Origin of the sequence: Clostridium gasigenes (assembly GCF_017348895.1) — a bacterium.
Taxonomy (GTDB): Bacteria; Bacillota; Clostridia; order Clostridiales; family Clostridiaceae; genus Clostridium; species Clostridium gasigenes.
In genome coordinates this window covers 555,829-581,143 of the sequence record NZ_CP071376.1, presented here as the reverse complement: position 1 = coordinate 581,143, position 25,315 = coordinate 555,829, and the positions used below count along the sequence as shown (strand labels likewise).

The 25,315-nt window shown below is 28.4% G+C and carries 26 protein-coding genes; 23 read left to right on the top strand and 3 right to left on the bottom strand.

Features of this window, described 5'->3' with window-relative positions:
• Nucleotides 1-307: 307 nt before the first annotated feature.
• Nucleotides 308-1,693 (top strand): MATE family efflux transporter, encoded by a 1,386-nt coding sequence (locus J1C67_RS02785; protein ID WP_167865706.1) that lies wholly within the window; start codon nucleotides 308-310, stop codon nucleotides 1,691-1,693.
• A gap of 75 nt (nucleotides 1,694-1,768) precedes the next feature.
• The gene (locus tag J1C67_RS02780; protein WP_207253555.1) at nucleotides 1,769-2,386 is read left to right on the top strand and encodes a hypothetical protein; all 618 of its coding nucleotides are present in this window, start codon (nucleotides 1,769-1,771) and stop codon (nucleotides 2,384-2,386) included.
• Between the two features lie 75 nt (nucleotides 2,387-2,461).
• Here J1C67_RS02780 and J1C67_RS02775 read toward each other — a convergent pair whose 3' ends face one another.
• Together J1C67_RS02775 and J1C67_RS02770 are read right to left on the bottom strand one after the other, a co-directional pair.
• Nucleotides 2,462-4,375 carry a glycosyltransferase gene (locus J1C67_RS02775; RefSeq protein WP_167865705.1) on the bottom strand — a complete coding sequence of 638 codons (1,914 nt, stop codon included), beginning with the start codon at nucleotides 4,373-4,375 and terminating at the stop codon, nucleotides 2,462-2,464.
• A gap of 17 nt (nucleotides 4,376-4,392) precedes the next feature.
• Nucleotides 4,393-4,692 (bottom strand): hypothetical protein, encoded by a 300-nt coding sequence (locus J1C67_RS02770; RefSeq protein WP_167865704.1) that lies wholly within the window; start codon nucleotides 4,690-4,692, stop codon nucleotides 4,393-4,395.
• A 157-nt stretch (nucleotides 4,693-4,849) separates the two neighbouring features.
• Here J1C67_RS02770 and J1C67_RS02765 point away from each other — a divergent pair, with 157 nt between their 5' ends.
• The 12 genes from J1C67_RS02765 to hisE all read left to right on the top strand — a co-directional run bounded on the left by J1C67_RS02765 (nucleotide 4,850) and on the right by hisE (nucleotide 15,909).
• On the top strand, nucleotides 4,850-6,688 hold the full coding sequence (locus J1C67_RS02765) for a glycosyltransferase (protein ID WP_089968796.1): 1,839 nt from the start codon (nucleotides 4,850-4,852) through the stop codon (nucleotides 6,686-6,688).
• 12 nt (nucleotides 6,689-6,700) lie between these two features.
• The gene (locus tag J1C67_RS02760; RefSeq protein WP_089968799.1) at nucleotides 6,701-7,756 is read left to right on the top strand and encodes a polysaccharide pyruvyl transferase family protein; all 1,056 of its coding nucleotides are present in this window, start codon (nucleotides 6,701-6,703) and stop codon (nucleotides 7,754-7,756) included.
• A gap of 316 nt (nucleotides 7,757-8,072) precedes the next feature.
• Entirely contained in the window at nucleotides 8,073-9,218 is a 1,146-nt protein-coding gene (gene hisZ, locus J1C67_RS02755) for an ATP phosphoribosyltransferase regulatory subunit (protein WP_167865703.1), read from the top strand.
• Entirely contained in the window at nucleotides 9,208-9,831 is a 624-nt protein-coding gene (hisG, locus tag J1C67_RS02750) for an ATP phosphoribosyltransferase (RefSeq protein ID WP_089968805.1), read from the top strand. Before hisZ ends, hisG begins: the two co-directional genes overlap by 11 nt.
• Before the next feature lie 89 nt (nucleotides 9,832-9,920).
• The gene (gene hisD / locus J1C67_RS02745; protein ID WP_089968808.1) at nucleotides 9,921-11,207 is read left to right on the top strand and encodes a histidinol dehydrogenase; all 1,287 of its coding nucleotides are present in this window, start codon (nucleotides 9,921-9,923) and stop codon (nucleotides 11,205-11,207) included.
• On the top strand, nucleotides 11,208-12,263 hold the full coding sequence (hisC, locus tag J1C67_RS02740) for a histidinol-phosphate transaminase (protein ID WP_089968811.1): 1,056 nt from the start codon (nucleotides 11,208-11,210) through the stop codon (nucleotides 12,261-12,263).
• Nucleotides 12,260-12,847, top strand: coding sequence for an imidazoleglycerol-phosphate dehydratase HisB (hisB, locus tag J1C67_RS02735; protein ID WP_167865702.1), 588 nt, complete (start codon nucleotides 12,260-12,262; stop codon nucleotides 12,845-12,847). Before hisC ends, hisB begins: the two co-directional genes overlap by 4 nt.
• A gap of 94 nt (nucleotides 12,848-12,941) precedes the next feature.
• Nucleotides 12,942-13,556: an imidazole glycerol phosphate synthase subunit HisH gene (gene hisH / locus J1C67_RS02730; protein ID WP_167865701.1), complete on the top strand. Its 615-nt coding sequence runs from the start codon at nucleotides 12,942-12,944 to the stop codon at nucleotides 13,554-13,556.
• Nucleotides 13,553-14,272, top strand: coding sequence for a 1-(5-phosphoribosyl)-5-[(5-phosphoribosylamino)methylideneamino]imidazole-4-carboxamide isomerase (gene hisA, locus J1C67_RS02725; protein ID WP_167865700.1), 720 nt, complete (start codon nucleotides 13,553-13,555; stop codon nucleotides 14,270-14,272). Before hisH ends, hisA begins: the two co-directional genes overlap by 4 nt.
• Nucleotides 14,273-14,280: 8 nt before the next feature.
• Nucleotides 14,281-15,042 carry an imidazole glycerol phosphate synthase subunit HisF gene (gene hisF / locus J1C67_RS02720; RefSeq protein ID WP_167865699.1) on the top strand — a complete coding sequence of 254 codons (762 nt, stop codon included), beginning with the start codon at nucleotides 14,281-14,283 and terminating at the stop codon, nucleotides 15,040-15,042.
• Between the two features lie 156 nt (nucleotides 15,043-15,198).
• Entirely contained in the window at nucleotides 15,199-15,537 is a 339-nt protein-coding gene (gene hisI / locus J1C67_RS02715; protein ID WP_167865698.1) for a phosphoribosyl-AMP cyclohydrolase, read from the top strand.
• Between the two features lie 45 nt (nucleotides 15,538-15,582).
• A complete protein-coding gene (gene hisE, locus J1C67_RS02710; RefSeq protein WP_167865697.1) occupies nucleotides 15,583-15,909 on the top strand; it encodes a phosphoribosyl-ATP diphosphatase in 327 nt (108 codons plus the stop codon).
• A gap of 104 nt (nucleotides 15,910-16,013) precedes the next feature.
• Here the strand turns inward: hisE and J1C67_RS02705 are convergent, their stop codons facing one another.
• Entirely contained in the window at nucleotides 16,014-16,781 is a 768-nt protein-coding gene (locus J1C67_RS02705) for a histidinol phosphate phosphatase (protein ID WP_167865696.1), read from the bottom strand.
• A 150-nt stretch (nucleotides 16,782-16,931) separates the two neighbouring features.
• On the opposite strand from J1C67_RS02705, the gene J1C67_RS02700 reads away from it, so the two are divergent.
• The 9 genes from J1C67_RS02700 to clpX all read left to right on the top strand — a co-directional run bounded on the left by J1C67_RS02700 (nucleotide 16,932) and on the right by clpX (nucleotide 25,103).
• Nucleotides 16,932-17,273, top strand: coding sequence for a hypothetical protein (locus J1C67_RS02700; protein ID WP_167865695.1), 342 nt, complete (start codon nucleotides 16,932-16,934; stop codon nucleotides 17,271-17,273).
• Nucleotides 17,274-17,319: 46 nt separating this feature from the next.
• Nucleotides 17,320-18,570: a TcaA 3rd/4th domain-containing protein gene (locus J1C67_RS02695; protein WP_167865694.1), complete on the top strand. Its 1,251-nt coding sequence runs from the start codon at nucleotides 17,320-17,322 to the stop codon at nucleotides 18,568-18,570.
• A 15-nt stretch (nucleotides 18,571-18,585) separates the two neighbouring features.
• Nucleotides 18,586-19,977, top strand: a complete 1,392-nt coding sequence (locus tag J1C67_RS02690; RefSeq protein WP_167865693.1) for a murein hydrolase activator EnvC family protein — start codon at nucleotides 18,586-18,588, stop codon at nucleotides 19,975-19,977.
• A gap of 252 nt (nucleotides 19,978-20,229) precedes the next feature.
• Entirely contained in the window at nucleotides 20,230-20,373 is a 144-nt protein-coding gene (locus J1C67_RS02685; RefSeq protein ID WP_207253554.1) for a hypothetical protein, read from the top strand.
• Between the two features lie 123 nt (nucleotides 20,374-20,496).
• Nucleotides 20,497-20,685 (top strand): hypothetical protein, encoded by a 189-nt coding sequence (locus J1C67_RS02680; protein WP_089968838.1) that lies wholly within the window; start codon nucleotides 20,497-20,499, stop codon nucleotides 20,683-20,685.
• Nucleotides 20,686-20,772: 87 nt separating this feature from the next.
• Entirely contained in the window at nucleotides 20,773-21,564 is a 792-nt protein-coding gene (locus J1C67_RS02675; protein WP_089968841.1) for a hypothetical protein, read from the top strand.
• A gap of 156 nt (nucleotides 21,565-21,720) precedes the next feature.
• The gene (gene tig / locus J1C67_RS02670; RefSeq protein ID WP_089968843.1) at nucleotides 21,721-23,004 is read left to right on the top strand and encodes a trigger factor; all 1,284 of its coding nucleotides are present in this window, start codon (nucleotides 21,721-21,723) and stop codon (nucleotides 23,002-23,004) included.
• A gap of 171 nt (nucleotides 23,005-23,175) precedes the next feature.
• Entirely contained in the window at nucleotides 23,176-23,763 is a 588-nt protein-coding gene (gene clpP / locus J1C67_RS02665; protein ID WP_089968846.1) for an ATP-dependent Clp endopeptidase proteolytic subunit ClpP, read from the top strand.
• Between the two features lie 44 nt (nucleotides 23,764-23,807).
• Complete coding sequence (gene clpX, locus J1C67_RS02660) at nucleotides 23,808-25,103, top strand: ATP-dependent Clp protease ATP-binding subunit ClpX (RefSeq protein WP_167865692.1); 1,296 nt, start codon at nucleotides 23,808-23,810, stop codon at nucleotides 25,101-25,103.
• Nucleotides 25,104-25,315: the final 212 nt, after the last annotated feature.

The window sequence follows — 25,315 nt, the reverse complement described above, 5'->3', positions numbered from 1 at the left end:
ACTAGTATAGTGACTTTCTGATTATTTTATTGTCTCTTAGACAATTAATGATAAAAATATTATAAAAATAGGGACTTTCGTCATATAGGAAAAGGGACTTTAATCACCTTTTATAATTAAATAATAAGTAGTATAATAGTTACATAACCAAAATAAATATTATATATAATGATTACCCCTTATTATATATGTAAAAGCCCTTGAATTTTAATTCAAGGGCTTTTTTATATGTATATACCGCTAAGTAGTATATACTAGATAGTATATTTTAAAATATAGATTTATAGTCAATAAGTAAGGAGAAAAAATGGAAATAAAAGAAAAAAATAAAATTAACTTAGGAACAGATAATGTAGGCAAGCTATTGTTTAAACTTGCACTACCTGCAATTATAGCTCAAATTGTAAATGTATTGTATAACATTGTGGATAGGATTTTTATAGGACGAATGATAGATGGAGATATTGCTATGGCTGGAGTTGGAATAGCATTTCCAATAATAATAATAATATCTGCCTTTAGTTCTCTAATTGGTGTAGGTGGAGCTCCACTTGCAGCTATTAAAATGGGCGAAAAAGATAATGATGGTGCTGAAAAAATAATAAGTAATAGTTTTTCTATGTTAATTATAATAGGTATTATATTAACAATAGGATTTTTAATATTCACAGAACCATTACTTTGGGCTTTTGGAGCAAGCGAAACTACTATAGGATTTGCTAAAGAATATTTAAATATTTATTTAATAGGAACTATATTTGTTCAAATATCACTTGGTATGAATTCATTTATTAATACACAAGGATTTACTAAAATTGGTATGTCAACTGTGTTGATTGGTGCCGGTATAAACATAGTATTAGATCCCATATTTATATTTGGATTTAACATGGGTGTTAGCGGAGCAGCTCTTGCTACAATAATAGCTCAATTAATTTCAGCAATATGGGCATTGAAATTCTTGTTTGGAGATAAAAGTATAATAAAGATAAGGAGAAAATATTTAAAGCCAAATATGAAAATAGTATTATCAATTACAGCATTAGGAATTTCTCCATTTATAATGCAATCAACAGAAAGTTTAGTTTTAATATCATTAAATAATAAATTAATGATGTATGGTGGAGATTTGGCTGTTGGTGCTATGACTATAATGAGTAGTATCATGCAAATAGTAACACTCCCTATTGTTGGATTGGCTCAAGGTGCGCAACCTATAATGAGTTATAACTTTGGTGCTAAGAAAATAGAAAGAGTAAAGAAAACTTTTAAAATACTATTTACATGTGCAATAATGTATACAGTATTTATGTGGTCATTACTTAATATTTTCCCAGAAGTATTTGTAACTATATTTAATGATAAGCCAGAGATTATAGAAATGACATCTTGGAGTATAAAAATATTCTTCGGAGGAATATTCTTATTTGGAGCACAAATGGCATGTCAACAAACATTCCTCGCTCTTGGGCAAGCTAAGATATCATTAATATTAGCACTTCTTAGAAAAATAATATTATTAATACCACTAGTGTTTATACTTCCAACATTATTTGATGACAAGTTAAAAGCAGTGTTATTTGCAGAACCAATTTCAGATATATTAGCAGCTCTCACGACAATGGTATGTTTTGCGATCTTCTATAAAAAAACATTGTCTAAAATAGATGGAAAATCTAGCAATGTTAAGTAAGAAGTTAAGAACAAACACTAAAAAAATACATATATTATAGTAGGGATAAAATATATTCGCAAAAGAGGTGCTTAAATGGATTATTATGCTGAAAGTCATGAAATGTATATTAACAAATTTGATACAAGAATTTCTGAAAATATACAAGGATTTTATAATAGAGGATTTAGATGTTATTGTTATGAACACAGATGCTCAGGAAAATGTTGGGTAGGGCCGATGGGACCGATGGGACCAATGGGACCAATAGGGCCAATAGGGCTACAGGGACCAAAGGGGGATCCTGGCATTGGTGTAATTAACACAGTTTTTAATGGAACGATATTAAATAAGAGTACACCAAATAATAGCAATATATCATATAAAAAGGATTTTGTAAGTGGAGCTGATATTATACAAGTAACAAATACAATGTTTAGTTTAGCTGAAAATCATATATATATGGTAGCTCATAATACAAGTGCGACTATAGATATACCAGGATTTATAGCGGTTATAGCGAGATTAGACGGTATTGAACAAGAAGAAAATTCCGTAAGAAATGTAAATAATACTACGAGTGGAAATATAAGTATGTCTGCTACTTTTCTAGTAAAAACTATGGAGACAAAGAGGTATATAGACTTTTTGATCAGGTCATCTTCAGTAAATTCAAATATGACAGGTAGTATATCAATAGTTAAAATAATGTGATGTTGTAGAAAAGAATGAGCCCTTATATAAATTTACTTTTAGTAGATTATATAAGGGCTTATTTTTTAAAAAACTTCAAATATCAGATAAATTTAATAGGTCATCGAATAGTTTACTAATAGAATGTGCTGTATTTATTAAATTCAAATTTTTGTTGCAATAGCCTTTACACCATCTCCCAAGTGATTCACAGAACTTAGTATTATTAAGCAGATAAGTAATACTTTGAGTTAAATATTCTGAATAAATACCTAAATTTTTAGTGTTTGCTTTTGAAGTGTGATCTCCAAAATTAGTACAAATCATATCTGAAATATTATTTTCATTAACTATTTCAACGAGCCCATTAAGCCCAAGAGTTATTACAGGTTTAGAGCAATTCATTGCTTCTAAAGCAACTCTACCTGTCCCTATAACCAAAATGCTATCAGAATAATAATCATTAACATTATATACAGCTCCAAGTACAAAAACTCTTTTAGATTTATAAAGGGAGTTTATGGTTTTAGCATAGGAATCAATTAGTATCTTGCTATCTCCTTCTCCAAGAATTACGGCATAAAGGTTAGGGTCATTACAAGTGATTTTTTCAAAGCTTTTAAGAAACATAATTGCAGCAGGAGCTTTACCGGAAGCAAGTCTGCTACAATATAGTATGATTCTACTATCATTAGGTAGGTTTAATAGTTTGTGAAGAAAGTTAGTTGATTGTGTACATACATAAGGTTCAATAGTATTTGGTATTAGGGAATAAGATACTTTATCATCATTTGGTAGACAGTGTGAATAGAAGGTTTCAACCTCCTTACTAACAAATATAATTCTTGATAGATATATTGAATAATTTTTAATAAGGTCTTTAGAATAAAAGGTTCCGTGTAGTGTTAATATTATAGGAATATCTGAAAAATTTTTCAAATCACAGCATAAAGGGATATCATTAGGAAGATGAAATTGAATTAACTTAATATTATACTTTGCAATTATTTCTCTTATATAATTTATTAAACCCCAATAAGATTGGGGTTCATTTTTAGTTTGACGTAGATTTATTTTGAGTACAGGTATATTATTTTGGACAAATAAATCCTCTAATACGCCACCGGAAGTAAGAATATATGTGTATATCCCAAAATTACGTAATGCCATTGAAATAGTAAAAATATAGGTTTCAGTACCGCCAATATTTAAACTATCTATAATAACTAATATATTATATTTGATATCATTATTTAAAATGCTAATATTTGAATCCTTTATTATAGCTTCATAAAGATAATTTCTATATTCAATACATTTATTTGTATTGAATATAGATATCTTATTTGAACTATTTAAACTGTTATCCATCATTATGCTTTCAGGATAGGGTATTCGTGCATTTCTAAAGTAATAGAGGACTTCGGGTATTTTCTCTATAGATGTATAACGAAGAAGATATAGTATAAAATCTAGTTCGGTGTCTAAGGAGTAGTTTAACAAAAATTTAGTAATTGATAGCAAGAAACTTTTTTGCATCATAAATGTATATATATCTAGAGGAACATAGCCTCCTAAGGTTGCAAAATCAATTTCATTTGCTGTAATAAAGTTATTAGAGTCATTTGAAATATTTTTTAGTTTTGACTTACTAGTAAGTGGTAGTTCTAAACATGAGCAAATAGATAAAGAACTATTTTGTTTCATAAAAGAACTTTGTCTCTCTAATCTTTTATGATGCTGAATATCTGAGCTATTTAAAATAGCTATTAAATCTCCTTCAAAATGTGGAAATAAAGTTAATAAACAGTTTATTAGAGAAGTTTCATCTTTTCTTTCAACTATATGAATTCTACTATCAGATAAAGGTGTAATAATATTCAAATCTTTTGATTTAAATATTAAGAATAATTCCCAATTTATAAGGCTTTGAGATGTAATGTTTTTTAATGCAAAATGAAAGTTATTAATATCTGATACTATCATAACCAAGCTTATTAAGGTATTCATAATAGCTAAACTCCTCTTTAAATATTAGAAAATGTCACAGTAATATCAGGACTTGTTGGACCATAGTAAACTTCGTAAAGTATTATATTGCGTGTATCACCATAACCATTGATTACTAAAGGGAAGTCAATATTATTAAATCCATTTGCTGATACAAAATAATTTTTGGAATCTACCAAAACAGCAGAGCCAGTATCCCAGTTATAGATGTATATAGATTGAAATGCTAATGATTGAGAAGTATTTCTTAAAACTATTCTTAAAATTTTTGTGTCAACTGGACGTCTTACAACACCAGTAGATAAAAAATCATCCATATTAATTTCCTCCTGTTAATAAAAATTTGTATTATTAAAATATACATATATATTCTATTGTATGAAAAATAAAGAATAGTGCTATAAGAATATAACAAAATTCTTTATTTATCATAGTATATAATAGCTGGAATATAAAACGGGAGGAAAAAATAGTATGGAAAAACTAAGAGAAATAGAATTAGTTAGTATAGTTGTATCAAATTATAATAACGAAAAATATATTGAGGAGTGTTTAGATTCATTAGTAAATCAGACTTATAAAAATATTGAAATAATTATAGTTGATGATGCATCTACAGATAATAGTGTAGACGTGATAAATAATTGGATTAAAAAAGTAAGTGTGGATTTAGATAAAGAAAATAGAATAGTTTTTTTGAAGTTGCCAAGGAATGTTGGATTTTCAGGAGCAGTTACGGCAGGGTTATATTTAACAACTGGCGAATATATAGCCATGCAAGATGGTGATGATTGCTCTAATGAAATGAGAATAGAAAAACAAATTAAGTATTTAAAAGAGAATAAGGATATTAAAGTTGTAGGAACAAATTATGCAACATTTACAGATAAGAGAGAAAAGCCTAAGCTATTACCTAATTTTGTTGAGTATGGTGTTGAGAAAATCAGAGAAATATATTCTAAAGGTGGTAATGCTATATCCTACGGAACACTTTTATTTGAAGGTAATATTTTTGATGCTGTAGGAGGACTAACAAAGAAGATAGATGGCGCGGAGGATTATGACTATATAACAAAGTTATTAAGTTATGGAGCCGATAATATAAACGAGGGACTATATTACTATAGAATTCATACAGCTCAAAGATCTAGAGAGTTCTATGGATTAGCATCCAAAAAGAGATATAAAATTGATAGGGAGAATCTAAGAGTAATGTTAGTCTTAGATAGGTTTAATGTGGGTGGCACAGAAACGCATGTACTAACTTTAGCTAAGGAATTGTTAAAACAAGGAATAGCAGTTACTATTTTAGGAGCAGATGGACCCTTAGGGCCTGAATTTAAAAAGTTAAAATGCAAGATATATAATATGGAATTTCCACTTATAGTAGCAAGAGATAAATTTACTATTGATGTATTTAAAGAGCAGATAAGAAGAGTAATTGAAGCTGAGGATATTAATATAATACACGGACATCAGTCTCCTTCAGGAAGTCTTGCTTTAGAGGCTGGTAGGGAATTTAATATCCCATATATATTTACTATACATGGCAAGTATTATCACGATATATTGAATGATAAGCTACCACGATGTAATTCGATAATTAGTGTAAGTCATCCAGTATATCAATGGTTATTAGAGGCTGGAATTCAATCTAAAGTAGTCCCAAATGGTGTTATTTATAATGACTTTAATGAAGGTAGTAAAGATAATTATATAAGAGAAAAATATGGAATACCAAAGGATGCTATGGTTGCAATGTATTGTAGTAGACTTGCATGGGGGAAAGTTAAAACGTGTGAAAATTTAATAAGAGTTTGTAGAGATTTAAAGAGACGGGAAAATATAGAAATGCATGCGCTGATTGTTGGAGATGGACCAGGATATGAGGAGCTTAATAGAGTTGGAAATAGAGCTAACAACTTAATTGGAGAAGACCTTATTCATTTTGCGGGTAATCAGCTAAATTTGGTAGATTTTTATGCTACAAGTGATTGTGTGGTTGGAACAGGAAGGGTTGCAATAGAGGGTTTAGCGGCTAAAAAAATTGTTATTGCCACAGGAAATGATGGATATTTTGGTTTAATAAATGAAGATAACTTTTATGATTCATGGAAGCTATATTTTGGAGATCATGGATCGAATATAGTTAATAATGCAATGTATCTATATAATGATTTAAGAAAGTTCTATTTAGAACAAAAAACTTTGGATTTAGGTATTGAAAAAATATATATAAAAAGTAAATATATATTTGATATACCTGTTATTGCTAATGAAATTATAGATATATATTTAGATTCATTTAATTAGGGGGAAGTAGTTATGAAAGTATTGTATCTTGGTTGGGTTGGGGCAAATAATATTGGTGACGAATTGATGTTTAATAATTTTAAAAAAGTAATAAAGAATAAATATGGAGATAAATGTAGAGTTACTCCATTGTTTTGTCCGGAAACTTATAATGATTTTGATGAATATGATTTAGTATGCCTTGGTGGAGGATCTATTCTATTAGAGGGATTTATAGCTGTGTTGTATAGAGCATTAGAGCAGGGAAAAAGAGTAATGGTATGGGGATCGGGTTATGATGATTTATTGGGAAATGAGTTTATAACAAGACTAGAAGATTTATATATTTCTCCATATGTATATTCTGATTCAACAGAGGAAAAATTAAACGAAATAGCAAAAAAAGCAGATTTTTTTGGTGTAAGGGGTCCGTTAACTTATAAAATATTAGAAAAGTCAAATGTGGATATGACAAATATTGTTATATCGGGAGATCCAGGGTTTTTACTAGAAAGTGCAAATATTAATGAAATAGGAACGAATATTGATTTTACAAAGAGTGATAAAGTTGTAGGTATTAATATGGGGACTTCTTATAATAGGATTTATGGTGGTAGAGAAGATTTGGTGGAAGTGGAACTTATAAAAGCTTGTAATAAGCTTTTAAAGACTGGGTATAAGTTGTATATCTATGCTATGTGGCCAACTGATTTAAATTTAGTATTAGATTTGTATAAGAAGTTACCAAAATCAGAAAATGTTATATTAGATATATTTATTCATACTGGGGAGGAATTAGTTAGTATAATGAAAAACTGTGTCTTTACAATAAACTTTAAATTACATGGTAATGTAGCTTCAGCTGTAGCAAAAGTACCATTTATATGTTTAGGATATAGATTAAAAGCATATGACCTTGTTAAATCTATTGAATGTGAAGAATTAAATATACCTACAGATTCAGAGAATATATATGAAGAAATTGAAAAATGTATTTTACGTATAGAAAAGAATAAAGACGAAATAATTAGTAAAATAGATAAAAATATTACAAGGTATAAAGATATTCTTACTAATTGCTTTAAATAATGTATCTAATATAGGGATATACTAGTTTAAGTATATGGTTGAATCTATAATGTGATATTTTAATAGTAAAAAATAAAAATTATGATGGATATATATGAATTTTTATAATGACTAAGATAATATGCTAATTACAATTAATTATAGTGAATATGGTGTAATTATGTTCAAATAATAGAAAACCACGCATTATTTTGTGCATGGTCTTTTATTATATATATTTAAATTATAAAGTATTGACAATAAACATGTGGTGTAATATTATAAGAACACATCACTTTAGTGTATTAAAGTGATAAAATGTGAAGGAGGTTTGGATATGCAAGAAAATATAATACCAGAAGGAACAAGGGATTTACTTGGTGATGAATGTAGTGTACGAGAAGAATTAATTAAAAACGTTAAAAGCGTATTTACCAAATGGGGATATGATGAAGTAATAACACCTACAGTTGAATATTACAATACATTTCATTATAAAACACAAAGCTTAAAAGAAGAGGAAATGTATAAGTTTTTTGATAGTAAAGGAAGAATTTTAGTTTTAAGACCAGATATGACAGTTCCAATAGCTAGAGTTGTTGCAACAAAGTTAAAAGATCATAAGACCCCAATTAGGTTAAGGTATGAATCGAATGTTTATAGAGTTAATGAAAGCTTAGGTGGAAAAAGAAATGAATATACAGATTGTGGAGTTGAACTTATAGGGTTAGATAGTAATAGTTCTGATTTAGAAATACTAATAACGGCTCTTGAAGTTCTAAAAGTTGCAAATGTAGAAGAATATAAATTAGAAATTGGAGATATAAATTTCTTTAATTCAGCAATAAATACTTTAGGAGTAAAAGAAGAAGAGAAAATAAGATTAGCTGAATTAATAGAAAAGAAAAGCTTAAAAGCATTAGAGGATTTTCTAGAACAATTAGATATTGAAGAAGATAAAAAACAATTTTTCAAAAGGCTTCCTTGGTTGTTTGGAGGAAAATCAATTTTAGAAGAGTGTAAGAGTCTTACATTTAATGAGGGAATGAATGCAAGTTTAAAATATTTAGAAGATTCATATAATAAGTTAGAGAGGTTAGGATTTGGAGGTTTTATAACATTAGATTTAGGAATGGTACCAAGACTTGACTATTATACAGGTATTATTTTTAGAGGTTATGTGCAAGGTGTTGGGAATACAGTGCTTGGTGGCGGTAGGTATGATAATTTAATCAAAGTATTTGGAAGAGATGAGAAGGCTATTGGTTTTTCAATTAATATAGATTGCTTAATACAACTAGTAAAACATGAATCTGTTTCACATGAAAACAAATTTGCAATAACTTTCAATAAAGATAATGAGACTTTAGCAATGACTAAGGCACTAGAAATAATAGAAAATGGTGGAATGGTAAAAATGTTTCCCAGTGAAGAAGTAAATAAAGTTATAGTTGCAGGTAAGGGGGAGAAAAATGGGAATTAGTATTGCATTAACTAAGGGGCGTTTAGAAGAAGAAACAGTAAAAATATTAGATAAAGCAAATTTTGGAACATCAGAGCTTAAAAATAAGGGGCGAAAGTTAGTTTTTAAGGATGATAAGGAAGATATAAGATATTTTTTAGTTAAGGCAGCAGATTCTATAACTTATGTTGAACATGGAGTAGCTGACATTGGAGTTGTAGGAAAAGATACTTTACTTGAAAGTAATCATAGTTGTTATGAAGTTATGGATTTAGGCCTTGGAAAGTGTAAATTCATAGTAGCATCATTACCAGGTAGAGATTTATTTAATTCTATAGGTCATATAAAAATAGGAAGTAAATATCCAACAGTAACTAAGGAGTTTTTCAAGAAAAAAGGAATGGATGTAGAAATTATTAAAATAGAAGGATCAGTTGAACTTGCACCAATACTTGGGCTTTGTGATGGAATTGTAGACATTATGGAAACAGGAACAACACTTAAAGAAAATGGCTTAGTTGTTCTTGAGGATATTTGTGAAATAAGCGCAAGATTAATTGTTAATAAGGCTAGTTTTAAATTAAAGCAAAAAGAAATTAACTGTTTTTTAAGTAGAATAAAAGAGCACATATAATAAATAATATTAGGGCAAAATAGCAATTAGAAATATAAGTGATTTTAAAAGTTAGTAGGTATAAGCAATAAATAAAGGGGTGGGGCTAAATGCTTAGATTAATGGAGTTAACAGAAAAAAACAAAACAGCATTAATAAAAGAATTAAAGGAAAGAGAAAAAGACGACGATTTAGAAGTTGTAGCAAAAGTTTCAAATATACTTAGTAAAGTTAAAAAGCTTGGGGATAAGGCTTTATTATCATTTACTAAAGAATTTGATGGGGTAGATTTAAAAGAATTAGAGGTTAAAAGTGAAGAATTAGATAATGCTTTTAAATTAGTAGAAAAAGAATTTATTAATGCCTTACAAGAGGCAGCCTTAAATATAAAAGAGTATCATGAAAATCAAAAAAATAGAGGATATATTTTAAATAAGGAAGATGGAGTTTATATGGGCCAAAGAGTCATTCCTTTAGAAAAGGTAGGGATATATGTTCCAGGAGGAACTGCGGCCTATCCCTCTTCAGTTTTAATGAATGTTATTCCAGCTAAAGTTGCTGGAGTAAAAGAAATAATAATGGTTACTCCACCAAGTAAAGATGGCGGAATAAACCCATATATTGCAGTAGCTGCTAAAATTTCAGGAATAGATAAGATATATAAAGTTGGAGGAGCACAAGCAGTTGGAGCATTAGCTTATGGAACAGAAACTATTCCTAAAGTAGATAAAATAGTTGGACCTGGAAATATGTTTGTAGCAATTGCTAAAAGATTAGTCTTTGGAAAAGTTGATATAGATATGATTGCAGGGCCAAGTGAAATATTAGTTATTGGTGATAAAAATGCCAATCCTAAATATATTGCAGCTGATTTAATGTCACAGGCAGAACATGATAAGTTAGCTTCTTCTATTTTAGTAACAACATCAATGGAGTTATATAAAAATGTAGAGAAGGAACTTGAAAAGCAAGTTGAAGAGCTAGAAAGAAAGGAAATAATAAAAGAATCTCTTAAGAATTTTGGAATAGCAATAGTATGCGATAACTTAAAGGAATGTATTGAAATATCAAATATATTAGCACCAGAACATTTAGAAATAATGACAGAGAATCCTATGGAGTTATTAGGAGAAGTTAAAAATGCTGGTTCAGTATTTTTAGGACATTATTCACCCGAACCAGTTGGGGATTATTTTGGGGGAACAAATCACGTGCTTCCAACTAACGGAACAGCAAGGTTTTTTTCGCCATTATCAGTAGATAGCTTTATAAAAAAATCTTCATATCTTTATTATTCAGAAGAAGCCCTTAAAAAACATGGTGAAAAGATAATTTTGTTAGCCCAAAAAGAAGGGTTAACAGCACATGCAAATTCTGTGAAAGTGAGGTTGAATTAAATGAAAGAAGTTAACTTGTATGATAATGGAGTAGATGAAAAAGGAATAAGATTAAATGGAAATGAAAGCTATATAGCACTTGATGAAAAAAATCTATTTAAAATAATAACATTAATGAAGAATGTTGAATTAAATAGGTATCCAGATACTGAAGGATTAAAGGTAAGAGCCTGTTATGCAAAATATGCAAAAGTAAAGGCAGAAAATATAATAATGGGAAATGGCTCAGATGAAATGTTATCACTAGTTATAGGCTCAACTATTGGAAAAGGTAAAAGAATTTTAACCCTAGATCCAGATTTCTCTATGTATGATTTTTATGCGACCTTAAATGATGGAGAAATAATTAAATATAAGGTAAATGAAGATGGTAGTTTTGATATACAAGATTTCATTATGTTTGGAATTGAAAGTAATGTTGATTTAATAATGTTTTCGAATCCAAATAATCCAACTGGTTTCGCTTTGCCTAATGAAGCTATTATAGAGCTATTAAAAGCTTTCAAAGATACAAAAGTAGTTATTGATGAAGCTTATTATGAATTTAATAAAGAAAGTATAGTTGAATATATAAATGAATATAAGAATTTGTTAGTTACAAGAACACTATCAAAGGCATGGGGTCTTGCGGCTATTAGAATTGGGTTTTTAATTGGAAATGAGGAGCTTATAAAAAAATTAAGAGATTACAAAGTTCCTTATAATGTGAATTCGCTTTCTCAAGTTGTAGCTGAAAATATGCTAGGAAATACGGAGAGAGTAATATTAGATTCAAATGTAATAATAGAGGAAAGAGAAAAGCTATTTTCAAATCTTAAAGAATTACAAAAAGAAAGTTCTTTAGAAATAAAGTTTTATAAATCATCTGCTAACTATATTTTTGGAAGAACTAATTATAAGGATGTATTAATTAAAGCTTTAAATAACAAAGGAATAGTTATAAGAAATTTTAGTGATGATTCATTTAGAATAACAGTTGGTTCAGAATTCGAAAATAATAAAGTAGTAGAGACTATTAGAAAAGCCTTTGTTTATAATGGAGGGAAAATGTTATGAATAGAATTAGTAAAATCGAAAGAATAACAAATGAGACAAGTATTAAATTAAAAATTAATTTAGATGGAGAAGGAAATAGCAGCATAGATACAGGTGTTGGTTTTTTTGATCATATGCTAACACTGTTATCTTTCCATAGTGGAATAGATATTGATTTAGATGTTAGGGGTGATATTGAAGTTTGTGATCATCACCTAGTTGAAGATGTAGGAATTGCTCTTGGAAAATGTGTTAATGAAGCTTTAGGAAATAAAATTGGTATAAAAAGATATGGAACATTTTATATTCCTATGGATGAAGCGTTAGTAACTGTTTCTTTAGATATAAGTGGAAGAGGATTTTTGCATTTTGAAGGAGAATTTAAAAGAGAATCAATAGGGAGTTTTTCAACAGAAATGGTTAAAGAGTTTTTTAGAGCATTTGCTTTTAATGCTGGGATTACACTTCATGGAAGAGTTCTTTATGGTGAAAATGATCATCATAAAATAGAAGGATTATTTAAGGCTTTAGGAAGAGCTTTAAAAGAAGCGATATCAATAGGAGATAGAGCAGACTTATTACCTTCTAGTAAAGGAATGATATAGAAATATGTAGTTAGTTACATAAAAACGTTGATTTTTATATGGTGTAAACTATAGATTTTTATGGGCTATTATTTTAGATTTTAGGAGGGTATTTATGATTGTTATTATAGATTATGGAATGGGAAATTTAAAAAGTGTATATAATGCCTTAAAGGTTTTAGGTTTAGAGTGCAAAATATCATCATCTCCTAATGAAATAAGAGCTGCAAAAGCATTGATTCTTCCAGGCGTAGGAGCTTTTAAAGAGGCTATGGATAACTTATGTGAAAACTCTTTAGATAAAGTTATAAAAGAAGAATGTGCAAAAGGAAAATTTTTACTAGGTATATGCTTAGGTATGCAAATGCTTTTTAATAAAGGTTATGAATCAGAAGAGACAGAGGGGCTTGGACTTTTACATGGAGATATTGTCAAAATGGAACCTAAGGAAGAAGTGAAAATTCCTCATATGGGATGGAATAGTTTAGATTTTAATAAACAAGATATAATAACTAAGGGTTTAACTGGGGATAGTTTTGTCTACTATGTGCACAGTTTTTATGTTAAAGGATATAACAATGAAGATTTAGTAGCATCTTCAAGTTATGGTGAATTAATTATACCAGGCATAGTAAGAAGAGGCAATATTATAGGGGCACAATTTCATCCAGAAAAAAGTGGAGATATAGGGCTTAAAATTTTAAAGAACTTTGGGGAGATGATTAAATGATAATTATACCTGCAATAGATATTATAGATGGAAAACCTGTTAGGTTATATCAAGGGAACTATAACAGAAAAGAAATTGTTGCAGAAGATGTTTTAGAAACTGCATTATCTTTTCAAAAACAAGGGGCAGAATTTATTCATTTAGTTGATTTAGATGGAGCCAAAAAAGGAAAATCAGTTAATGGAGGACTTATTATAAAAGTAGCTAATGCTTTAGATATTCCTGTTGAGGTTGGTGGAGGAATAAGAACCTTTGAAACAATAGAGTATCTAATTAATAATGGAATTTCAAGGGTGATACTGGGAACAATAGCGATGGAAGATAGAGAACTAGTTAAAAAGGCTGTTGAAAATTTCGGAGAAAAAATAGCAGTAGGAATAGATTGCAAAAATGGATATGCCTATGGAAAAGGATGGCTAGAAGGTAGTGAAATTTATTATATAGATTTTGCAAAGGACCTTGAAAGATTAGGTGTTAAAAATATAATTGTAACTGATATAAGCAAAGATGGAACATTAGAGGGACCAAATGTAGATATGATTAAAAAGTTAAAGAAGGAAGTAAACATAGATATTACTGTTTCGGGTGGAATTGCTAACATATCAGATATAAAAGAGTTAATGGATATAAGTGTGTATGGAGCAATAACTGGAAAAGCTATTTATGCAAAGACACTATCTTTAGAAGAGTCTATAAACTTATGTAAGGAAGAGTAGGTGACGGTATGCATACAAAAAGAATAATACCTTGTTTGGATGTTAAGGATGGGAGAGTTGTTAAGGGAATAAATTTTAAAGGTTTAGTAGATATTGGAGATCCAGTTCTACTGGCGGAGTTTTATAATAAGCAGGGTGCTGATGAATTAGTTTTCTTAGATATTACAGCTACTCATGAGGGTAGAGGGACAATGATACAAGTGGTTGAAAGAACTGCAGAAAGAGTGTTTATTCCATTTACAGTTGGTGGGGGAATAGCAAACCTAGAAGATATCAAAGCAATATTAAGAGCTGGAGCGGATAAAGTAAGTTTAAATTCAGCAGCGGTTAGGGATAAAAATATAATAAAAGAGGGATCTTACTATTTTGGAAGTCAATGTATAGTTTTAGCAGTAGATGCTAAAAAACGTAATGATGATACAGGATGGAATGTCGTTATAAATGGTGGAAGAATAGATACTGGCATAGATGCGGTAAAGTGGATAGAAGAAGCAACAAACCTTGGGGCCGGAGAAATTCTATTAACTTCAATGGATGCAGATGGAACTAAAAAAGGATTTGATTTAGAGTTAACTAAAACAGTAAGCAATGCTACAAATGTGCCAGTAATAGCATCAGGTGGATGTGGGAACTTAGAACATTTCTATGATGTGTTTAAAGATGGAGGCGCAGATGCAGCGCTTGCAGCATCTTTATTTCACTATGGAGAATTAACAGTAGATGAAGTTAAGAGATTCTTAAATACAAAAAATATTCCAATGAGATTTTAATATGGTTAATTTAAGTAAGTAAGGATCAAAATAGATTAGCGTATTGACTAGTTATTTTTTTGAAGAGGTTTAAGGTAAGTAAACATTTCTTATATATAATTAGTGCAACTGGATATAAGGAAAATTGAAAATATAGTTAGTAGAAGGAGAATTATTTTGGGGAATATTTTAGAGAATGTTAATATAATAGACTTTAATAAGGGGAACGGGTTAGTTCCAACAATAGTTCAACATTATATAAGTAAGGAAGTTTTAATGCTTGCGTATATGTCTAAGGAAAGTTTAACTAAAACTTTTGAAACGGGAACTACCTGGTTTTATAGTAGAAGTAGAAATGAGTTATGGAATAAGGGAGCAACTTCAGGAAATATTCAAATAGTTAAGGAAATAAGAATAGATTGTGATGAAGATACATTATTAGTTTTAGTAGATCCTAAAGGAGTAGCTTGTCACACAGGGGAAAGAAGTTGTTTTTATAGAGAGTTAAACATATGAAATAAAATAAAAGTTTAGGGCGCATTATAAAAGGGGGAAAATTATATGGAAAACATAATGAAGGATTTATATGAGGTTATATTAGGAAGAAAGAATTCAAAAGAGGAAGGTTCATACACCTCTTATTTGTTTGCAAAGGGAATAGATAAAATATTAAAGAAAATTGGGGAAGAATCAACGGAGGTTATTATAAGCGCAAAGGGAACTGATAAGGAAGAGCAAATCAATGAGATATGTGACTTGAGTTATCACTTGTTAGTTATGATGGCAGAGCTTGGCATATCTGTTGATGAAGTAGAGGCTCAGTTAATAAAGAGAAAAGAAAAAATAAATAATTTTAAAGGTGAAAGAAAAGAAATAGAGAAAGTGTAAGAGATCTGAAGAAAATACACTAACATATTTACTAGTTATTTTAAAAAATGTCTAAATAAAAGCTAAATTTAGCAATAATGCTAAATTTAGCTTTTTTTAATTTGTTAAAAATACTGAGGAGACCTTTCTTTAAAATAAATTCCTCTAAGACCTATTTTAGAAATCATTTCCTGAGCTAGGGTAAAGTTTCTAAAAATATCCGATGCTTTATGTGCATCAGAACCTAGTGTTATATGGACACCGCCTAAGTCTTTATAAAGAGTATATATATCAAAAAGTGATTCTTGAGCTTCTTTAGAAGTTAAACGTGCAGTGTTTAACTCTAAGACCTTATCCTTAGAAATTAATGTCTTCATAATTTCAGAAAGAGTATCTTTATAATCAGCTACTAAGATTTCATTATTATCAAAAGGTGCATACCTACAAAGATAATCTATATGACCAAGTGCATCAAAGTTATTATAAAGCTTTGAGCATTCTAACATATCATCTAAGTAGTTTTGAAAAAACTTCTTTTTAGGATAATTAGTATTTATATAGTTATTATAAATATCCATATTATTTACTGAATGAATAGATCCTATAACATAATCAAAATTAAAGTTAGTGGTAATTTCATTATTACCATCATAGATATCTTTGGCTAATCCTATTTCTATACCAAGTAATAAAGAATGGGATTTATATTTTTCATAGGTTGATAAATAACTAGGGATATCACATCTAAACTCATCTAATACTGGATAATTTAAATCTGTATGTTCTGTTAAAATGATACCCATATTATTTTTATTAGAAGTATTAATAGCATCTTCTATAAGCATAATACTATCGGTGGAAAATTTAGAATGCATGTGGCTATCAAAAATCATAAATTACCTCCAATTGAATAAAATTTAATTATTTGTAAATTATATCATAAAGCGATATGTCTTTATATAAAATTTACATTAAAAAACAGTTAAATAACTTGGAAAACTGTGTTAATATATATAAAATTAAGATAAAAAGAGGTAAAAATTATGATGGAATTATTTAAAATTAAAGATTTAGTATTTAAGAGAGCGGAATTTTTAGATAATATAGACGAATTTGGAGATATAATACCAATTATACAAGATTTAAGTAGTGAGTTAACTTATGAAAAAATAGAGTGTACAAGTGTTAATGATTGTTGTGAAAAAACAAGTGAAAATTATATAGTTGAAATACAAGGATTTCTTAATGAAGATGATGAATTTGTAACAAGAGAGGAAATAGAAGCTTTAGGAGTGCAAACTTCAGTAAAACCTCTAGATCTATTTGTTATAAGAATTTATAAATGTATAGAATGCGATAAATGGATTATAGATATTTTAGAGTAATATAAGTGGACCGTTATTTATTTAAATAGGCTTAAGTGAGGTTGGAATGAAAAAAAATAATGAGATTTTATCTAAGGTTAAGGATTATATTAATAATTTTAAATTAGAGCTTGGGAAAATTAATAAAAAAGGTATAGTTTCTTTTATTAAAGTAAGAAAATATCTAATAACTAGTATATCTATAATAATTATAATTTTACTAATGGTATCAGGTAAGGGTTTTATAACTAGCGAAGATAAACTATTAAATGATTTAGAAATATCTATGAAACAAGGAGACAGTAGCAAAATTTATGGAGACATATTAGTAGCGGATAAAAAGGTAAGTAGAAGTGAATTAGATCCCTTAATTAAATATTATAATTCAGATACTACAAAGATTAATAAAGTATTAAGTGAACTTAAAAATAGTGGGGTAGGTGAAGTATTTACAATTAAAAGTAATAAAAAAGGAATTTGGAAGGATTACTATTTAGAAGTAAATACTGTAGATATAAAGGTTAACTGTAATTTCTCAAATGCAAAAATATTTGTAGATAGCAATGAATTAAATGAAGATAATCGTAGTAGTGGGATAGTTCCTGGATTGTATAAAATAAAAGCAATACTTAAGACCAATTATGGCGATGTTGAAAAAGAAATTGAAGTTTCATTAATTCAAAATGAAGAAGTATCTATAAATTTAGAGGCAGTTGATTTAAATATTACATCTAATTTTAATGATGCAAAGGTTCTTATAAATGATAAGGATATAAATAAAAAAGTTAGTGAAATTGGTGATTATGGACCAATTCCAACTAATGAAAGTATTGATATAGGTGTACAAAGGGAATTCCCATGGGGCATTATTAAAAGCGAAAAAATAAAAGTAAATGATTCGCCTAATATAAATATAGATATTAATATGGTAAATGAGGAACTAACTACGCAGATAGAATTAAGCATTAATAAATTTTATGAAAGTGTTTTTAATGCTTTAAATAAAAGAGACTATAGGCTAATAGTTTTAACTAATGAAGAAATCCAAAGAAAAATATATGATGAAATTAATAAAAAAAGTTTAATATTTAAAAATAACTATGAAATAAGTGAATTAGAAACAAAAATAGAAAATAGTGAATTTAAATATGAAGATAATTTATATAAAGCTCAAATAGTTATAAAAATTAATTATTCTATAGATAAAAAAATGTTTTTATTATCTAAAAATAGAGAAGAGAGTATGTTCCTTACTAATATGGAGTTAGTTGGAGATGAGTGGATAATTAAAGAAATTCAAAAATTTGGTTTAGAGTAGATTAAGAGGAGAAAGATGAATAAAATAAAAAATAAAATTATAATAGTATTATGTCTTATATTTTTTAGTACAAGCTATGTATCTGTCTTTGCAGAATCGTCAGATGCGATTAAAAATGAAATGGAAGTTAATAAAGAGGCTATGAATGAAATAGATAAAGATAAAAATAAAATAGAAGAAGACAAGGCAACCCAAGGTAGTGAATTAGATAAATTACTTGAGGAAATAGAGAATAAAGGTGCGGAACTTTCAGTAGCAGAAAAAGATGTTGAAGTTTTTCAAGTTAAGATTGATAAATTACAGGAAGATATAAATGTAATTCAAAAATCAATAGATGATGCAGAAGCTGAAATTTCACAAAAAGAAAAATTAATTGACCAAAAAGAAGAAGAGTTAGTAAAAACTCGAGATATATTAGGTAAAAGAATTAGAAGTTACTATAAAATGAATATAACATTACAATACATATATATGATAATTAAAAGCGATGGGCTAGGACAACTATTAAGTAATATACAAGCTATATCAAGAGTTATTAATATAGATAAAGAGTTAATGGACAGTATTAAAAAATTCCAAAAAGAATTAGCTGTAGAAAAAGATAATCTTGATAAGAGAGTAGCTAAAGAAAAGAAGGATAAAGAGGATATATCTTATAAACAAAATGAAATTTTTGAAGCTCAAAAAGAATTTGTAGTTATAAAAGATGCTAAGCAAATTCAAATGAATAAATTGTTAGCGCTAGAATCTGAAAAACAAAATTTAATTGCAACTTTAACAGCAGAAGAAATAGCGTTGCAAGAAAAAATAGGAGATTTAGTATCATATAATGATGATCTTAAGGCACAGTTAGATAATATATTTAATAGTATTAGTAATAGCAACAACGGGAACAATAGTGGGAGTACTAATGAAAATAGTAATGAGAGTGATAATAATAATGGAACCGGTAATGAGAGTAACAATAATAGCACCAATAATGAGAGCAACAACAATAGTGGAACAAACAATAATGAGAATACTGGTGAAGGGTTCTTAAGACCTACAGATGGACCTATTACAGATCCTTTTGGTGGAAGAACTAATCCAGTAACTCTTCAACCAGGATTTCATAATGGAGTAGATTTTGGAAATGCAACTAATACACCGATAAAAGCATCCAAAAGTGGAGTTGTAACATATGCAGGCTGGATAAATGGTTATGGAAACAGCGTTATAATTGATCATGGTGGTGGAGTAACAACTTTATATGGACATGCAAATAGTTTGAATGTTTCTGTAAATCAAAATGTTACTAGAGGAGAAACTATTGCATTAGTAGGTTCTACTGGTATGAGCACAGGGCCTCACTTGCATTTTGAAATTAGAATTAATGCACAACCTGTAGATCCTATGGGTTACGTTTAATAAAAGTTAAAATAAATTTCTTATTATATTTAGGCAGCTGAAAAAACACTAGAATATTGATTAGTGTATTTCTTAGCTGCCTTAGTTATTTTTATGTAAATAAAGCTACATATGTTTTTTTAGAAGTGAAAAATTTATAATATTGAAAAATTAGTACACAACAAAAACCGACAAAAACAAAACCTGTACAATAATTATTGTACAGGTTAAAGGGTTTATATCCATTCGAGAAAGGGAATAAATGGATATAGTGTGGGGTTTTATTATAAATCTACTAATGCAATATTAGTAGAAGGGTATGGGCATATTAAAAGTATAATGAAAAATAGAATTATATTAAAGTTATTTATAACAATATTATATAATAAAAATCAGAAAAATCCAATAGTTTTATAGAATTAAATTAATAAAAGTAATAATTATAACTTTATTGATTTTATTGTGAAATTTGTTGAAAATACTATTGTAAATTAACAAATAAGAAATATAATATGTTAATATAAAAGTGAGGTGATATAGATGATAGAAATAAAAAAAGAGGATATATTAAAAGTATCTCCAGATTATGAGGATTATACGGAAAATGAAGCTAAGTTAACTATAGATGAACTAAAAGAACTTGGGATGGAGCAATCTAAAAAGAGTTGCTGTGGTAAAACTGGCGGATGTTGTTCAACTAGTGGAAAAGGTTGTTGTAAGACACGTTAAAAATAAATACTAAAGAAAAATATGTTTTTTATTTTTAAAAATATAGTATATAATATATTTTATTAATTAATCTAGGAGGGTAATAGTTTGAGAAAACCTAGTATATTTAGTAGAGATTACGAAAGACAAATTAGAAAGCGTAAAAGAATAATAACTACTATTTCAATTATAGCTTTCTTAATAGTAGTTGTTTTGGGAGTAAAGTTTACAACTAAAACTTTTAATTTTACAGATGTTAAAGCAAAAATACAAAAATGGGTTGATGAGGACACTTCTGAAAACAAGATAGTAGATGAAGTCCCGAATATAGAATCAACATCTGAAGCGCCGATAGAACCAATAGTGCCAAAAGCTAAAATTATGGAATTAAAGATTAGTGAAGGAAAAATTTTGAAAGTAGAATATGAAGAATTAGAAGGGGTAATTAAATTTAAGGAGGCTAAAGAAATTCCAGAAGGTATTGAATATAATATTAGTCCTTCGAAACAACTTGTAGTAGTAACAGATGATAAACAAAATATTAAAGTTATTAATACAAAAGGCGAAGAAAAAAATATTACTAAAGATAGTTATGTTTCACCAAAAGGAGAAATTTTCAAAAAGGATATAGTGCAAAGCACCTATAAAGATTATTTGTGGCATAAAAGTGCAAAGTTCATAAATGACAAAAAAATAGTGTATAAAACTAATATGCCTTATTTTGGTAGTGGTCTTAATCAATATTTATGGCTAATAGATATTGATGGTAAAAATGAAATTACTTTGTGGCAAAGTAAAGGTAAAGATATAATTATCGGAAATATTAAAGAAAAAGGTATTGAAGTTACAATAGATGGTAATATCAAATATATAAATAATGATAATAATTTAGTTAATTAGATTAAGGAAGCTTGAAAAAATAAGAGTTTTAATATAATTACCATCAATAAAGGTTTAAGAAAACAAAAGTTTGAATATAATTATAAGTATATGTTATAATAAGCTAGTTATATCAATAAAAATTATAGTATATACTATTTCAGGAGGAAGAATATAATGGAAGCTAAAATGGAAAGAATAGAAACTAACGTTGTTAAATTTGAGGTAAAGGTTGCAGCAAAGGAATTTCAAGCTGCTTTAAACAAGTCTTATAATAAAAATGCTAAAAACTTTAATATACCTGGATTCAGAAAAGGTAAAGTGCCAATGGCAATAGTTAAACAACAATACGGAATAGAAGTTTTACTTGAAGATGCAGTTAATTTTGCAATAGATGCTTCATATCCACAATTATTAAATGAAAATAAAATCAACCCAGTTGATTACCCACAAATAGAAGTAATTACTGCTGAAGAAGGTAAGGATTTTGTTTATACTGCTCAAATAACAGTATATCCAGAAGTTAAACTTGGAGAATATAAAGGCTTAAAAATCGAAAAACCAAGTTATGAAGTTACTGAAGAAGACGTAAATGCTAAATTAAAAGAAACACAAGAAAAGAGCTCAAGAGTTGAAGTTAAAGAAGATGGAATAATAGAAAATGGAAACATAGCTATTATTGACTTTAAAGGATTCGTTGATGGAGTTGCTTTTGATGGTGGAGAAGGATCAGATTATTCATTAGAAATCGGATCAGGTTCTTTTATAGATACTTTCGAAACTCAATTAGTGGGAGCTAAATCAGGAGATAATGTTGAAGTTAATGTAACTTTCCCTGAAAGCTACGGAAAAGATGAATTAAACGGTAAAGATGCTAAATTCGAAGTTACTATAAAAGAAGTTAAGTCAAAAGAATTACCAGAATTAGATGATGAATTTGCTAAGGAAGTTTCAGAATTTGATACATTAGCTCAAATGAAAGAAGATATAGTTAAAACTATGACAGAAGAAAATGCAGCTAAAGTAAAAAATGAATATGAAGATGCGGTAATTAACGCAGTAGTTGAAAATGCTACAATCGAAGTTCCAACTATTATGATAGAAAAAGAAATAGATATAATGGTTAAAAACTTAGAAACAAGACTTTCACAACAAGGCTTAACATTAGAGCAATATTTCCAATTTACTGGAACAGATGCAGTTAAGATGAGAGAATATATGAAAGAAAATGCTGAAAGAAAAGTTAGAACTGACTTAGTATTAGAAGCAGTAGAAGTAGCTGAAAAAATTGAAGTTTCAGAAGAAGAAATAAAAGTAAAAGCTGAAGAAGTAGCTAAAATGTATGCAGCAGATGATGCAAGCATGGTTGATTTATTAATTAAGAATCAAAGAGTTGCTTTAGAAGTAGATATTAAGACTGGAAAATCAATAGACTTCTTATTAGAAAACAACAAACAATAAACAACAAACAATGAATAATAAAGAATAAATGATTGCCAGAATTAATTCTGGCAATTATTTAGAATAAACTATTAACAAAATTATATAAATTTTATATAATTTAGTATAGGATCTTTATATAAATGGATATATTATATAATAGGGTAAATTTTAGAAAAGGAGGCAAAAAGAATGAATTTAGTTCCAATGGTTGTAGAACAAACTAGTAGAGGAGAAAGATCATACGATATTTTCTCAAGATTATTAAAAGATAGAATAATAATGATGAGTGGGGAAGTAAATGATGTAACATCAAACTTAATCGTATCTCAGCTATTATTTTTAGAAAGTGAAGATCCAGATAAAGATATATATATATATATAAATAGTCCAGGTGGATCAATTACAGCTGGTATGGCTATTTATGATACTATGCAATATATAAAACCAGACGTATCAACTATATGTGTCGGTATGGCAGCTTCAATGGGAGCTTTCTTGCTTTCATCAGGTGCTAAGGGTAAAAGATTTGCATTACCAAATAGTGAAGTTATGATTCATCAACCTTTAGGTGGCTATCAAGGTCAAGCAACAGATATTGATATTCATGCTAAGAGAATATTAAGAACTAAGGATTTGTTAAATAATATTTTAAGTGAAAATACTAACCAAACTATAGAAAAAATTAAATCTGATGTTGAAAGAGATTACTTTATGTCAGCAGAAGAAGCTAAGAATTATGGATTGGTAGATAAAGTAATTAGTAAAAATGAAAAATAAAGTTATAAGAAATAATTTTATAATAATCTAAGCGAGGGGATTTTATGGCTAAAAATGAAGAAAAAAAACAATTGAAATGCTCTTTTTGTGGGAAAAATCAAGAACAGGTCAAAAGATTAATCGCTGGACCTGGAGTTTATATATGCGATGAGTGTATAGATTTATGCTCTGAAATTATAACAGATGAATTTGAAGAACACATTGAGTTAGATACTACAGCGTTGCCTAAACCAGCGGAAATAAAAGCTAATTTAGATGATTATGTAATTGGTCAAGAAAAAGCTAAGAAGGCTATGGCAGTTGCTGTCTATAATCATTATAAAAGAATTAATGCTAATTCATCAGATGATGATGTAGAATTACAAAAAAGTAATATACTTTTATTAGGTCCTACTGGATCAGGTAAGACACTTTTAGCTCAAACCTTAGCTAAGTACTTAAATGTACCATTTGCTATTGCAGATGCTACTACTCTTACTGAAGCTGGATATGTAGGAGAAGATGTTGAAAATATTCTATTAAAGTTAATTCAAAATGCTGACTACGATGTAGAAAGAGCACAAAAAGGAATAATATATATAGATGAAATAGATAAAATAGCTAGAAAATCTGAAAATCCGTCTATTACTAGAGATGTATCTGGAGAGGGAGTTCAGCAAGCGCTATTAAAAATATTAGAAGGTACAGTTGCTTCAGTTCCTCCACAAGGTGGAAGAAAGCATCCTCATCAAGAATTTATACAAATAAATACTGCTAATATATTATTTATTTGTGGTGGAGCTTTTGATGGAGTTGATAAAATTATTGAAAAGAGAACAAGAGTTAGTTCAATAGGTTTTGGAGCTCAAATACAATCAAAGGAAACGAGAGATGTTGGTAAGTTGTTAAAGGATATAATGCCTGGAGACTTATTAAGATTTGGTCTTATTCCTGAATTTGTTGGAAGACTACCTATTGTTGTTACATTAGAATCTTTAGATACTTCAGCTTTAATTAATATTTTAAGTAAGCCAAAGAATGCATTAGTTAAACAATATAATAAATTGTTTGAAATAGATAATGTTGAACTTGAGTTTACAGAAGCTGCATTAAAAGCTATTGCAGAAGAAGCTATTTTAAGAAAAACTGGGGCTAGAGGGTTAAGGTCAATAGTGGAAGAAACAATGATAGAAACCATGTTTGATGTACCTTCAGATGAAAGAATATCTAAAGTAATTATAACAGAAGATAGTATTAAAAATAAAACTGCACCAGAGGTTGTTAGATTAGAAGAAGGGGTTGTTAGACCTCAAATTAAATCTAAAAAAGCTAAGAAAAGAAAAAGTATAGAAACTGCTTAATTATAAAAAAAAGAGATAGTATTTCAAATTAATTTTTGAAATACTATCTTTTTATTTTTTGGCTACATTACTTATTTAAAGCGTAAAATAAAATTAGTATAAAAATTTGGAATAATAACCTTAATTTATAGAATATAAAAGAACCTTTAAGTTAATAATAAAGATATGAAATTAGGAAGGGAGGGAGCATTTATAAATTGTAAATGCGAAGC